14 protein-coding genes are annotated in these 12,554 nt (G+C 67.7%); 8 read left to right on the top strand and 6 right to left on the bottom strand.

Translation table 11 applies throughout. The annotated features are described in order from the left end of the window. The first annotated feature begins 75 nt into the window (after window positions 1-75). The gene (locus OCL97_RS16820; protein ID WP_377371006.1) at window positions 76-888 is read left to right on the top strand and encodes a trypsin-like serine peptidase; all 813 of its coding nucleotides are present in this window, start codon (window positions 76-78) and stop codon (window positions 886-888) included. Between the two features lie 46 nt (window positions 889-934). Here OCL97_RS16820 and OCL97_RS16815 read toward each other — a convergent pair whose 3' ends face one another. From OCL97_RS16815 to OCL97_RS16805, 3 genes are all read right to left on the bottom strand, one after another. Then, window positions 935-1,384 carry a MaoC family dehydratase gene (locus tag OCL97_RS16815; protein ID WP_304779130.1) on the bottom strand — a complete coding sequence of 150 codons (450 nt, stop codon included), beginning with the start codon at window positions 1,382-1,384 and terminating at the stop codon, window positions 935-937. Window positions 1,385-1,453: 69 nt separating this feature from the next. Further along, on the bottom strand, window positions 1,454-2,143 hold the full coding sequence (locus OCL97_RS16810; RefSeq protein WP_377371005.1) for a class I SAM-dependent methyltransferase: 690 nt from the start codon (window positions 2,141-2,143) through the stop codon (window positions 1,454-1,456). Window positions 2,144-2,336: 193 nt separating this feature from the next. Next, window positions 2,337-3,875 (bottom strand): acyl-CoA synthetase, encoded by a 1,539-nt coding sequence (locus tag OCL97_RS16805; RefSeq protein WP_377371004.1) that lies wholly within the window; start codon window positions 3,873-3,875, stop codon window positions 2,337-2,339. A gap of 144 nt (window positions 3,876-4,019) precedes the next feature. Between OCL97_RS16805 and OCL97_RS16800 the strand changes: the two genes are divergently transcribed. The 4 genes from OCL97_RS16800 (at window position 4,020) to mopJ (ending at window position 7,576) form a co-directional block, all read left to right on the top strand. Beyond that, on the top strand, window positions 4,020-4,904 hold the full coding sequence (locus OCL97_RS16800; protein WP_377371003.1) for a crotonase/enoyl-CoA hydratase family protein: 885 nt from the start codon (window positions 4,020-4,022) through the stop codon (window positions 4,902-4,904). A 50-nt stretch (window positions 4,905-4,954) separates the two neighbouring features. Next, window positions 4,955-6,166: a DUF2336 domain-containing protein gene (locus OCL97_RS16795; RefSeq protein ID WP_377371002.1), complete on the top strand. Its 1,212-nt coding sequence runs from the start codon at window positions 4,955-4,957 to the stop codon at window positions 6,164-6,166. Between the two features lie 289 nt (window positions 6,167-6,455). Then, on the top strand, window positions 6,456-6,875 hold the full coding sequence (locus tag OCL97_RS16790) for a Ros/MucR family transcriptional regulator (protein WP_215341617.1): 420 nt from the start codon (window positions 6,456-6,458) through the stop codon (window positions 6,873-6,875). Window positions 6,876-7,081: 206 nt separating this feature from the next. Then, on the top strand, window positions 7,082-7,576 hold the full coding sequence (gene mopJ, locus OCL97_RS16785) for a motility/cell cycle regulatory protein MopJ (protein WP_377371001.1): 495 nt from the start codon (window positions 7,082-7,084) through the stop codon (window positions 7,574-7,576). Here the strand turns inward: mopJ and OCL97_RS16780 are convergent. Both OCL97_RS16780 and OCL97_RS16775 read right to left on the bottom strand, forming a co-directional pair. After that, the gene (locus OCL97_RS16780; RefSeq protein WP_304779114.1) at window positions 7,573-7,995 is read right to left on the bottom strand and encodes a SufE family protein; all 423 of its coding nucleotides are present in this window, start codon (window positions 7,993-7,995) and stop codon (window positions 7,573-7,575) included. The genes mopJ and OCL97_RS16780 overlap by 4 nt on opposite strands. A gap of 46 nt (window positions 7,996-8,041) precedes the next feature. Further along, window positions 8,042-8,827 (bottom strand): sensor histidine kinase, encoded by a 786-nt coding sequence (locus tag OCL97_RS16775; protein WP_377371000.1) that lies wholly within the window; start codon window positions 8,825-8,827, stop codon window positions 8,042-8,044. Window positions 8,828-9,022: 195 nt separating this feature from the next. Between OCL97_RS16775 and OCL97_RS16770 the strand changes: the two genes are divergently transcribed. Continuing rightward, the gene (locus OCL97_RS16770) at window positions 9,023-10,690 is read left to right on the top strand and encodes a sensor histidine kinase (RefSeq protein WP_377370999.1); all 1,668 of its coding nucleotides are present in this window, start codon (window positions 9,023-9,025) and stop codon (window positions 10,688-10,690) included. A gap of 41 nt (window positions 10,691-10,731) precedes the next feature. Here the strand turns inward: OCL97_RS16770 and OCL97_RS16765 are convergent, their stop codons facing one another. Next, the gene (locus OCL97_RS16765) at window positions 10,732-11,598 is read right to left on the bottom strand and encodes a hypothetical protein (RefSeq protein WP_377370998.1); all 867 of its coding nucleotides are present in this window, start codon (window positions 11,596-11,598) and stop codon (window positions 10,732-10,734) included. Between the two features lie 136 nt (window positions 11,599-11,734). Between OCL97_RS16765 and OCL97_RS16760 the strand changes: the two genes are divergently transcribed. Then, window positions 11,735-12,067, top strand: a complete 333-nt coding sequence (locus OCL97_RS16760) for a DUF1491 family protein (protein WP_304779104.1) — start codon at window positions 11,735-11,737, stop codon at window positions 12,065-12,067. Between the two features lie 105 nt (window positions 12,068-12,172). Then, the gene (locus OCL97_RS16755) at window positions 12,173-12,553 is read left to right on the top strand and encodes a hypothetical protein (protein WP_377370997.1); all 381 of its coding nucleotides are present in this window, start codon (window positions 12,173-12,175) and stop codon (window positions 12,551-12,553) included. The last annotated feature ends 1 nt before the right edge of the window (window position 12,554 follow it).

Below are 12,554 nucleotides of genomic sequence, written 5' to 3'. Positions count from 1 at the left end.
TAAGGAAGTATGCCGCCAGTTGGTTCCGCGAGTTGCAGGAATTTTTCGGGGACGTCGATGGTCTATGACCTATCCGTGGAACTGATCCACGCGACGGTGCAGTTGGAGCAGCCCCTCGGGGACGGCACCCGCACGGTCGGCACCGGCTTCCTGATCCAGTCGCTGAGCCCCGATGGCCAGCCCCGCACCGTTCTCGTCACCGCCAACCACGTCCTGGCCAAGATGCCCGGGGCCGAGGCCCGTATCGGCTACCGGATCGAGAATCCCGACGGCTCCTGGACCTATTCGCCCCAGACCCTGAAGATCCGCGACGCCGCGGGCCGTGAACTCTGGACCCACCATCCCTCCCGCGACGTCGCCGCGATCTCGATCACCGCGCCGGAGCAGTTCGCCAAGGCTGCGATTCCGCTGAGCTGGCTGGCCGACGATCAGACCTTCGCCTCGCTGAAGGTGGGCGCGGGCGACGAGATGATGGCGCTCGGCTTCCCGCGCGGCCTGGCGGCCAACCGGGCCGGCTTCCCGATTCTGCGGGCCGGCCGCGTGGCCTCCTATCCCATCGCGCCGGCCAAGGTCTTCCCGACCTTCCTGCTCGACTTCAGCGTCTTCCCGGGCAACTCCGGCGGCCCGGTGTTCATGGCCGACAATTCGCGCCGCCGTTCGGGCGCGACCGAGGCCCAGCCCGCCCAGTTCATCGCGGGCCTGCTGACCCAGCAGGTCGAACTGAACAATGAGCGCCTGGAGATCGGGATCGTGACCCAGGCCAAGTACATCCGCGAGACCATCGGTCTGGTGGAGAATCCCTATGCCCCGGTGACCACGGCTTCCAACGAGGTCTTCACGGGCGCCAAGGCGGCCTCGGCCGAAGAGGCTGTCTCGCCCGACTGGTAGCGGGCGGAACCTCCCCGCCCGAAGGCAGGGAGGGCCGTTGCAGCTCTTACGCCCCGTACAGCAGGGACAGGGTCTCGGCGATGCAGGCGGGCTTTTCCTCGCCTTCGATCTCGATGGTGCATTCCATGCGGATCTGGACGCCGCCGGCCTTGGCGTCGACGCCGATCAGCTTCTGGCGCAGGCGCACGCGCTTGCCGACCCGGACCATGTTCACGAAGCGCACCTTGTCGGAGCCGTAGTTGATCCCGCGGGTGACGCCCTTCACCGGCATCAGTCCACCGCCCAGGAAGGGCAGCAGCGACAGGGTCAGGTAGCCGTGGGCGATGGGGCCGCCCATTTCGCGGTTGGCCCGCTCCACGTCGACGTGGATCCACTGGTGGTCACCCGTGGCCTCGGCGAACTGGTTCACGCGCTCCTGGGTGATCTCCAGCCAGTCGGACACGCCGGTCTCCTGGCCCACCAGGCCGGGCAGATCCTTGAATTCCACGGGGTTCATATTTCTCGTCCTTGTCTTTGAAACAGGTGTTCGACCTCTAGAGGGTGACAGCCGCCAGTGGAAGCCACATCAGGCGACCGCCTCGGCCAGGAAGGTCGCATAGACCCCGTCATGGGTGCGGCTGAGCAGCCGGAAGCCGGCGTCGTCGATCATCCGGGCCAGGATCCAGCCGAAGGTCGAGTGCTCCTCCCGCACATGGCAGGCGACCTCCTCGCGGCTGTAGCCGGTCTCTCGCGTCATCCAGCCGATCCAGCTCTCCACCGTGCGCGGGATGGCGTCGGGGGTGCAGTTGAAGGCCACGTCGCGGATGTAGATCCGCCCGCCGTGCTTCAGGGCGTCGCGCATACGGGTCAGGGCCACGGACTTCCACATGTCGGGCAGGTGGTGCAGGGCGTTCTTGGTGATGATCAGGTCCAGGTCACCCGAGGCCGGGAAGGTCAGGAAGCCGCCGAGCTCGAAGGTGATGTTGGTCACGCCCATCTCGCGGGCCCGGGTCCGGGCGGCATTGAGCATGGTGTCGGAGACGTCGATGGCCCGGACCGAGCGGGCCATGCCGCCGGCCGCGCAGGCCAGGATGCCGGTGCCACAGCCGATGTCGGCCAGCGCGGTCTCACGGGTCACCCCCAGCCCGGAGAGCAGGGCGCGGTCGGCGGCCAGGTCGCCGCCCTGGCGGGCGTCATAGGTCGCGACCTGGACGTCGTCCTCGAAATCGAGGCCGACCTGCTTGAGGTCGTCGTACCACCAGTCGGGTTGAGTCATGTCTGTCTCCATCTTGGAACGCGGATGGAGAGGGGCTGACCGATCCATCCGCAGGCTTGCGGGGGATCGGTGAGCGAAGAGGTCTGTCTAGACTCGCGCGCGCCCAATCCCCGGAGAGGGATTGGCTACGTTCTGGGCGAGGCGGGTCCGGAGGCTCATGCTGCAGCCAGACTACACCTTATGCCGGGGCGGTCTAGATGATCTTGGAGCCTTCCTTGCCCCAGTAGGCGTCGCGGATCAGGCGCTTGTAGAGCTTGCCGGTGGGGTGGCGCGGCAGTTCCTGCATGAAGTCGAGGATGCGCGGCGACTTCACATGGGACAGGTTGGCGCGGCAGAAGGCCATCAGTTCGTCCTTCAGGGCGTCGCCGGCCTCGTCCCAGTTCATCGGTTGGATCACCGCGGCCACCTGTTCGCCCATCTCCTCGTGCGGCGCGCCCACCACGGCGGCGTCGGCCACCTTGGGGTGGGTGATCAGCAGGTTCTCGAGCTCCTGCGGATAGATGTTCACCCCGCCGGAGATGATCATGAAGCTCTTGCGGTCGGTGAGGTAGAGGAAGCCCTCCTCGTCCAGCCAGCCCACATCGCCCAGCGTCGTCCAGCCGAGCTTGTTGGTGTTCTCGGCGATCTTGTCGGGCGCGTTGTGATAGGTCAGCGGCGCGCCGCCGGCGAAATAGACCGTGCCCTCGCTGCGGGGCGGCAACTCCTCGCCCTCCTCGCCGACGATCTTGGCTTCGCCCAGGATCGCGCGGCCGACGGTGCCCTTGTGGGTCAGCCAGTCGTGCGGGCCGACATAGCAGAAGCCGTTGCCCTCTGACCCGGCGTAGTACTCGTGGATCACCGGGCCCCACCAGGCCAGCATCTGTTCCTTCACGGGGATGGGGCAGGGGGCGGCGGCGTGCACCGCCGAGCGCATGGAGGACACGTCGTACCGGGTGCGCACCTCTTCCGGCAGCTTCAGCATGCGCACGAAGTGGGTGGGGACGAACTGGCCGACGTCGACCTTGTACTTCTCGATCAGGGCCAGCATCGCCTCAGGATCGAACTTCTCCATCACGATCACCGTGCCGCCCAGCTGATGAACGGCCATGCACCAGCGCAGCGGGGCCGCGTGATAGAGCGGGGCGGGCGAGATGTAGACGCTGTCAGGCTTGAACCCGAACAGGCCGGCCGCGAGATTCGCCACGCCGCCCGCCTCGTCGATCGGTCCGCCGGTAAGGGGCGGCTTGATGCCCTTGGGGCGTCCGGTGGTGCCTGATGAGTAGAGCATGTCGCGGCCGGCGGTCTCGTCATCCACCGGCGTGGTCGGCATCTTGTCCCGCGCGGCCTCGAAGCTCTCGTAGGGCGCCCGCGCATCCCCCACCATGTAGAGCCGCACGCCCGGCAGCAGGGCCGGCAGTTCGTCGATCACCGGCCCAATCCCCGCCGAGGTCACCAGCAGCTTCGCGGCGCAGTCCTTCATGATGTAGTCGATCTCGCCCGCGGTCAGCTTGGACGAGATGCAGGCGTAGTAGAGCCCTGAACGCTGGGCGGCCCAGGCGATCTCGAAGAAGCGCGGGCTGTTGTCCATCAGGATGGCGATGACGTCGCCGGTCACCAGGCCAAGGGACCGGAAAAGCTGCGCGCCCTGGTTGGAGCGGTCGTCCAGCTGCCTGTAGGTCACCGTCTCCCCGGTTCCCGCCATGATGTAGGCGGCGCGGTCGGGATGGGTCTTGGCGTGGGTGGCCGGATGCATGGCGGGTCCTGAAAACTGGGGGCCGGACGCCTTTGCGGCGCTCCGGACCTCCTCCCAAACTATCGTTCTTGATCCGACGATGCGGTGCTTGACGGACCGTCCGTCAAGCGGTGCGAACTGAAGAAAATCAGGGAGGAAGAGACGATGGCCACGCAGACTTTCGAGACGCTCGCCTATGCCGTCGATGACGGGGTCGCGACCATCACGCTGAACCGGCCCGACAAGCTGAACGCCTTCAACACCCAGATGATGAAGGACATGATCGCGGCTTTCGACGTCACCGACGCCGACGATGCGGTGAAGGCGGTGATCGTCACCGGCGCCGGCCGCGGTTTCTGCGCCGGAGCCGATCTCTCCGGGGGCGCCCAGACCTTCGACTACGACGCGCGCGGCGGCGAGGACAAGGAAGCCCGCACCCGCGACGGCGTGCAGCGCGACGGTGGCGGCCTGCTGACCCTGCGCATCTATGAGAGCCTGAAGCCGGTGATCGCCGCGGTGAACGGCCCGGCGGTGGGGGTCGGGGTCACCATGCAGCTGCCGATGGATATCCGCCTGGCGTCCACCGAGGCGCGGTTCGGCCTGGTCTTCGCCCGGCGCGGCCTCAACCCGGAGGCGGCCTCCTCATGGTTCCTGCCCAAGGTGGTGGGCATCCAGACGGCCCTGGAGTGGTGCTATACCGGACGCATCTTCTCGGCCCAGGAGGCCCTGGACAAGGGCCTGGTCCGCTCGCTGCATGCGCCGGAGGACCTGTTGCCGGCCGCGCGCGCCCTGGCCCGCGAGATCGCCGACAACACCGCGCCGGTGTCCATCGCCATCACCCGCCAGCTCCTGTGGCGAATGGCGGGCGCCAACCACCCCATGGAGGCCCACCGCGCCGACAGCCGCGGCATCCAGACCCGCGGCGCCATGGCCGACGCTCGCGAAGGTGTGATGTCCTTCCTGGAGAAGCGGCCGCCGGCCTTCACCGACAAGGTCTCCACCGATCTTCCCGACATCTGGGAGCAGTGGAGCGCGCCCACGTTCAAGTGACGTGAAAACGTCCGGTTAAGGCCGCTATGGTGTGATCAGCACAGATCACCATGAACCCAGCCGCGACCCCTCCTGAAACCGGACAGCCGCCCATCTTCCGGGCGCGCGCCGCCCTACTCAAGCGGATGGCCGACGTCGTCTGCCTGCCATCGTCGCGGGTGAACGCCTTCGAGCGCGCCATGACCGCCGACCTGCTGGTGGACATGCTGCGGGAGGCCGAGCCGGAGGACCGGCTGAAGGTGGCCCGCCGCCTGGCGAACCTGTCGGAAATTCCCGCCAGTCTGGTGCGCCTGCTGCTGCGCGATCACGTGGAGATCGCCGAGGCTCTGCTCACCCACTGCGCCTCGTTGTCGGACTCCGACCTGCTGGACTGCGCCCGCTCGGCGGGACTGGAGCACCGCCGCCTGATCGCCATGCGGCGCGGGGTCAGCGAGGTGGTCTGCGAGGTGCTGATCGAGTTCGGTGAGGCCCTGGTCATCGAGTGCCTGCTGAAGAACGACCTCGCCAAGCTTTCCAACCCCTGCGTGGAGGCCATCGTGGCCTCCACGCGCGGCGACGCGCGGACCGCCCCGACCCTGCTGCGTCGCCCCGAGTTGCGGCCGGCGCACGCCTATGTGCTGTTCTGGTGGGCCGACGCTGACGCCAGGCGCACCATCCTCCAGCGGTTCGCGGTCTCCCGCGAAGTGCTGCAGGAAGCCACCGGCGACATCTTCCCAATGGCGGCCGCCGAGAACTGGCAAGATCCGCTGGCGAGAAAAGCTCTGCAGTTTATCGAGCGCCGGCAACGCAACCGGGCGGCGATTGAAAAATCGCCGTTCGACAGTCTCGAGGCGGCGGTTGCTGCGGCGCAAGGTGGAATGACCCGCGAGACGGCGGAGGAAATCTCCTACCTGTCAGGCCTGAAACCCATGACCGGCGCGAAGATCTTCACCGATCCGGGCGGAGAACCGCTGGCGATCCTGTGCAAGGCCACGGGCCTGCCCAAGCAGGCTGTGCGGGCCTTGTGGCGGGGCCTTCGGCGCCCCGAAACCGCGGCTGACGGGAGCCCCGATCCGAACCTGGATCGGGTGCTGACCACCTACGACATGATTGCGGTTGATCGTGCGCAAACCGTTCTGCGTTACTGGAATTGGTCCCTCTCCTCGGCCCTGACTCCGGCATTGCTCAAGGCGATTCGCGACGGCGACGAGGACGGGGCCGACGAATACTCAATTCCACAGCGCGCGGCCATGCTGGCGCTGTCCAAGGAATTCGGCCGCTAGGCTCGGCAGGAGCAAAAGTCTGGTCTAATGTTGCTCAGGACCAGCTGCTGATCAACGCTGGCTCTGCGGACTGTCGTGTTCGAGATTATCGCGCCTTCGCTACTGCGGTGCGGCGCCACCTTTCGGCGAGAAGCCGATGTTCGTCTTTGCAGCGAACGCGTTCGCCCAAGTTCATCCCGGTTCGCGCCACTTGTGCTTGGCTTGAGTCCCCTATAATGACCCCGTAACTGATGTCGTGAATCAGTCATCCCCCCCACTTGGGTAGTTTCCCAATACGGAATCGAGAATTATGGACGAGAAGTCGGAAGTCATTGAGATGACGGCGGATATTGTCTCCGCATACGTCGGCAACAATTCGGTCGCGGCCTCGGATTTGCCCGCGCTTATCCAGAGCATCCACCGCGCGCTTTCTGGTATTTCACAGGGTTCTGACGTTCAGGAAGCTGCGCCGAAGGAACCGGCGGTTCCCGTCCGCCGCTCAATCACGCCGGACCATCTGGTGTGCCTGGAGGATGGCCGCAAGTTCAAGTCTCTGAAGCGCCACCTGCGTACGAAATACAATATGAGCCCCGAGGAATACCGGGCCAAGTGGGGCCTGCCGAAGGATTACCCGATGGTCGCGCCGAACTACGCCAAGGCGCGCTCGGACCTCGCCAAGCAGATGGGCCTGGGCCAAGGCGGCCGTCAGGCCCCCCGCAAGCGCAAGTAAGACCTCTCGCTTCCTTCGCGATGAGAGACGGAACGCCCGCCCACACGGCGGGCGTTTTGCTGTCCGGAGCATGCCAAGCCTGGATCTGCCGCCTGCGGCAAATTCGGATTTCTTGGCCTGCGCCACGATTTCGCCTTGCCGCAGATTCGCGGCTCAGGCGATAAGTGATTCGTCGTGATTCCAAGGGGTTGTTAAGGAATCTGAATATGGCGGCACAGATCGGATCATCAGCAGCGGCCGCCCGCGCCCATGAGGAGCTCTATGCCTACTGGGCGGGACTCCGGAGTGGGCCCAGGTTGCCGGGCCGGGGGGACATCAAGCCCGAGGACTTCAAGCGCCTCCTGCCGACGGTCAGCCTGATCGACGTGCGTCGCGATCCCTTGGACTTCCGCCTGCGCCTGGCCGGCACCGGCCTCTACAGCGTCTATGGCCGGGAGATCACCGGGCGCGGCCTCGACGACGTCTACAACAGCGCCGCCGCCGACTACTGGCGGGTCGAATTGGGCAAGATCGTTGAAGAGCGGCGGCCAGCGGTGGGGGTCCACAGCCTTTCCTGGCGGGGCGCCTCGCACATGTCGATCCTCTGGTTACGCCTGCCGCTGGCGACCAACGGCGTCGATGTCGACATGATCCTGGGCTACGACGCGGTGGTCGGCATCCAGGGCCAGACCAGCTCCAGCAGCGGCATCCGCGCGGCTTAAGCCGCCAGCGCCTCGGCGTCGCGCCGGATACGACCCACCATCGAGGCCAAGCCATTCGATCTCTGCGCCGACAGGTGGCCGCTCAGGCCGAGCTGGTCGAAGGCTGACTTGGCGTCGAAATCGCGAATCGCGGCGGCCGCCTTTTCCGAATAGAGCCGCAGCACCACGGCGATCAGGCCCCGCACGATATGGGCGTCGGAATCACCCCGGAAGGTCACCGTGCCGTCGGCGTGAGGCTCGGTCACCAGCCAGACCTGGCTGGCGCAGCCCCGCACCTTGTTGGCCTCGCTGCGTTCGCTGTCGGTCAGCGGCGCAAGGTCTTTCCCCAGGTCGATCACGTAGCGGTAGCGTTCCTCCCAATCCTCCAGGAGGTCGAACTCCGAGACCAGGTCGGCGAGATCGTCTTCGATGGTACGCATGCTGTCGGCGACTTAAGGGGCCGCACGCCCGCGCGCAACCGCGGCCTCAGCCGGCGGGCAGGCGAACATTGGCCAGCAGGCCACCCTCGGGGCCGGGGATCAGCTTCAGCCGACCACCCATGGCCTGGCACAGCAGGTTGACGATGGGCAGGCCCAGGCCCGCCCCCTCGCTGCGGCGGGTCAAGGCGCTGTCGCCCTGCTCGAAGGGGCGCAGCAGGCGGGCGATATCGGCCGGGTCGATGCCGGGGCCCTGGTCGAGGACGCGGATGTCGATCTCGTCGCCGTCTCGCGTGGCGGTGATCTCGATGGCCGAGCCCTCCGGCGAGAACACCACGGCGTTGTGGATCAGGTTGGTGAGCAGGGTGCGCAGGCCGCGCGGATCGGCCTTCACCGACGGCAGGGATCCCTCCTCGCGCACGATGACCACCGTTTTGCGGTTGGCGATCTCCTCGCGCAGGCCGTCCAGGGCGTCATCCATGGCGTGGTCCAGGGCCTCGACCCGCAGGTCCAGGTCCATGGCCCGGCCTTCAAGGCGCGCGATTTCCAGAATCTGGTTCACCAGGTTCAGCAGGCGCTGGCCGCTGGCGCGGATGATGCCGGCATATTCCTTGTACTGCGGCGCGCCGAGCGGGCCATAGAGCTCCTGGGAGATGATTTCCGAGAAGCCGAGGATGGAGTTCAGGGGGGTCCGCAGCTCGTGGCTGACCATCCGCAGGAAGGAGCGCTGCTGATCGTCCAGGGCGGCCTGACGGCGCGCGCGGGCGTTCGACCGCGGCGCAGCCGCGAGCGGCGAGTGGTCGTCATTGTCGGGAAGGGCCGCCGGGTGGGCCATGAAGACGTTCGCGCCTTTGACTGGTGGTCCCCAATGTGGGGCGCAGGCGCTTACGATTTCGTTTCTTCCTGAAAGATCATGGGCTTGGACTTCATCCCCCAGGACGCGAGGAGCCTCGCAGGGACTCACCTGCCAGCGTAATGTTCCGCACTGGCGCCGTGTGTGCGCCGATGGGCGGAGGTCCCGAGACTAGACGTGGTCGAGAACGTGTCCACCCGACCCATGGGGACCCCCGGCGGACAACCGCCGCAGGAGCTCATATGGTGGCACGCGACCTGGCTCGCCGTGCTGGGTCTCGGGGTAGGCGTCATGCTGTTCGCCCCGATCCTCCAGACCGCCTCGGCCATGAGCGCCCTGGCGCTGGGCGCTGCGCCCGCCCTGGCCGGCCTCGTGCTCGCCCGGTCACGGCACGTGGCTGCCCACAGCCTGATCCTGTTCAACTGGGGCGCGGGGGGCGTCCTGGCCGCCCTGCTCACCGGCGGCGTCGCCGGTCCCCTGGCCGTATGGCACCTGGCGCCTCTGGCCGCCGCCGCCGCCATGGGGCGGATTGATCGCCTGGCCATGGGGGCGGCGATCAGCCTGGCGGCGATCTGTGTCTCCCTGCTGGCCGGCCTGACCCTCAGCCTGCCGCCCGCGCCGGCCCATGACCTCGCCTCGGGCCTGGGAGCGGTGGCGATCATCACCACCTCGGTGGGGCTTGGCCTGGCGCTTATCGTCCTGCAGCGGCGGGTGATCCTGGACACACGCCGCCGCGCCCTCATGGAGGTCCGCCTGCGGGAGGCGCTGGGCGATCAGCCGCATCTGCTGGTGATCGTCCAGCCCGGCGGCAAGCTGGTCACCGCGTGGGGGAACGCGCCGCGCGGCCTGAAGGGCCAGGTTCTGGCGGGCCGCCCCCTGGCGCAGCTCGCCACCCCCGCCGACCGTCCCCGCCTGGAGGCGGCCTTGCGCGAGGCGATCCTGGAGGGGCGTTCGGAGGTCGGGTTCGCGCCGGCCGGCGCGCCGGCCCTCTGGCACGAACTTTCCCTGCGGCGGGTGAACCCGCAGCGGCTGACCGGTTCGATCCGCGACGCCGGCGCTCAGCGCGCGCGCGAACAGGCCCTCGATCAGGCCCGCATCGACGCCGAGACGGCCAATGCCGGCAAGTCGCGCTTTCTGGCCAATATGAGCCACGAGCTGCGCACGCCCCTGAACGCCATCATGGGCTTCTCGGATATCATGCGGCAGTCGCTGTTCGGGCCGATGCCCGAGAAGTACGGCGAGTACTCGGCCCTGATCCACGAGTCCGGCGAGCACCTGCTGGAGCTCATCAACGACGTCCTGGACATGTCCAAGATCGAGGCCGAGCGGTTCGAGCTCTATCGCGAGGAATTCGACGCCCGCGACGCCATCTCCGCCGTCATGCGCCTGATGCGAGGCCAGGCCGACCGCGCGGGCGTCAGCCTGCGGGGCCTGATGCCCAAGGAGCCGCTGGAGGTCAACGCCGACCGCCGGGCCATGAAGCAAATCGCCCTGAACCTGATTTCCAACGCGCTCAAGTTCACCCCCAGGGGCGGGACGGTGACGGTGACCGCCCACGCGGAGGGCCCCATGCTGGAGCTCATCGTCGCCGACAGCGGCGTGGGCATCAGCGCGGCCGACCTGCAGCGCCTGGGCAGGCCCTTCGAACAGGCGGGCGGCGCCGACCAACGCGCGGCGGGGACGGGGCTGGGCCTCTCCCTGGTCCGCGCCTTCGCCGAACTGCACGGCGGCGACATGGCCATCGAAAGCCAGCTGGGGGAGGGCGCCACGGTGACGGTGCGCCTGCCGGTGATGGAGCTTGCCGAGATCGAGCCTGCGCCCCAGCCTGAAGAGACCGCGACCTAGGCGGTCCCCCTTCCCCGTAGGCGGGGCGGGAAAGGTGGGACCTAGCGGCTGGCTGTCTGCAAAAACGCCCGCCCGGCCGCGAAGTCACCGACCTCGACATAGGCTCGGCGCGCGGCGTCCCCCGCGAACAGGAACTCCACCATAACCGCCTCGCGCGGATCGAGGCCCGACAACGTGCGTGCGGCCTCCGCCGGAAAGCGGAAGGCCCAGCCGTTCTTCACGTCTTTCGGCAGCAGATCGAGGCCAGCCCGGCTGCGCGCCTCCGCCGGATAGGCGGTCTGGGCGGCGGGTGGCGGCAGGCGGCGAGTCAGGGGAAGGCGGTCGAGGGGCTCGCCCCGGGTGTCGAGATAGGGGCCCAGTGTCAGCGCCGCATCGCGCAGGACCAGACGCGCGGCGTAGGGCTCGGCGCCGTCGGTGAAGGTGGCGACCGCCATCAGCCGGTTGGCGCCGGCCCGGCCGGCCAGGCCGAAAGCCATGCGGCCCCCATCGAAGGCGCCGTCCTGGATGAGGCGCCACCGTGCGCCGGTGGACGAAGAGCTGCGGTCGGCGCGCCAGGCCGAGACATCGCCCGGATAGTCCATCTTGATGAGTTTGGCGTACCCCTCGAAGGCGGTGCGCACCCGGCTGGCGGCCGAGTCGATGTCGGCGGAGTCGCAGGGCACGGCGCTGGCCTTCTGCGCCGCGCGGCGTTCCACGGCGTTGAGGGTCGCACGGTCGGTCCCGGCGCGCAGGGCCGCGCCGCGGGCCTGGGCCTGGGCGGCCGCCAGGGCCGAGCCCACGGGCCCTGAGAACAGGCCGCATCGCGCGTCGGCCGCGGTCATCACCGTGCGCTCGTAGAAGAGGTCGACGCTGCTCGCGCTCGCCAGTCCGGGCGCGGCGCTGAGCGCCACGGCCAGGGCAGTCCCCATCCACCAACACGCCGGGCGCCGCACTTTGTTGTGCGTTGGGCTCGTCATGCTCTCTCATTGTCCCTTATGGTCGGGACGTTGAGCCCACCCTAGACGCTCGCCCTTTCCGGTCCGTTACGAGAGACCTTGCTGCGACATGATGCTGTCCACGGACATCTGGGTGGCCGCCCTGATCCGCCGCGCCGAACTGGCGGGTGGTTTCGGCATCGTGGCGCGCAAGGGTGACGCTCGGGCCGGCAGCGTGCTGGTCAAGGTGCTGAACCTGGATGACAAGACCACCCGGCTCTATTCCGAGGCCACCCGCGGTGATGGCGAGCGCATCTGGATGCGGCCCGCCTTGTTCGACAACGAGACTGACCTCGACCGCTATATCCAGAAGTCCCTGCGGATCGACCCCGATCTCTGGGTTGTGGACATTGAGGACAAGAAGGGCCGCCATTTCCTGACCGAGCCGGTAGAGGACGCCTGAGGCAGGGTGAACCCGCGATTCACCGCCTTTGTGCACAGGCCCTAAAGTCAGCCATGCGACATTGGCGCTGTGCTCCCCCAAGCCCAGCCCATCGCGTAGTCGCCCATGCTTTTCCTGATGAACGACGTGGTTCTGAACCTCAACGGCCTGAAGATGACGCCGAAGATCACGAACCGGCGGTTTCGTGACCTGCCCTTCAACGCGGTCAGCCGGCTCGGGCAGGAACTCTACGCCGAGAGCCCTCTGTTGCATCACCGCCGGCCCGAGCGGGCCAAGCGCCTGGGTCTGCTGATCATGGCCAAGGCCCCGGCCATCAACGCGGCGCTGTTCGTCGCGCCCCATTTCGGCTGCAACCCCGAAGAGGTGACGATGCGCTACGTCAATGTCGACTTCGAGATCATGGCCCGTCTGGCCAAGCGCCAGGACGCGGGCGAGATGGACAAGATCTGGACCGACAGGCAGGTCTGGAAGCGGCTGGCGGCGTAGC

Origin of the sequence: Phenylobacterium ferrooxidans (genome assembly GCF_042714595.1) — a bacterium.
Taxonomy (GTDB): Bacteria; Pseudomonadota; Alphaproteobacteria; order Caulobacterales; family Caulobacteraceae; genus Phenylobacterium; species Phenylobacterium ferrooxidans.
The sequence above is the reverse complement of the archived record's forward strand: the minus strand, read 5'-3'. Positions and strand labels throughout refer to the sequence as shown.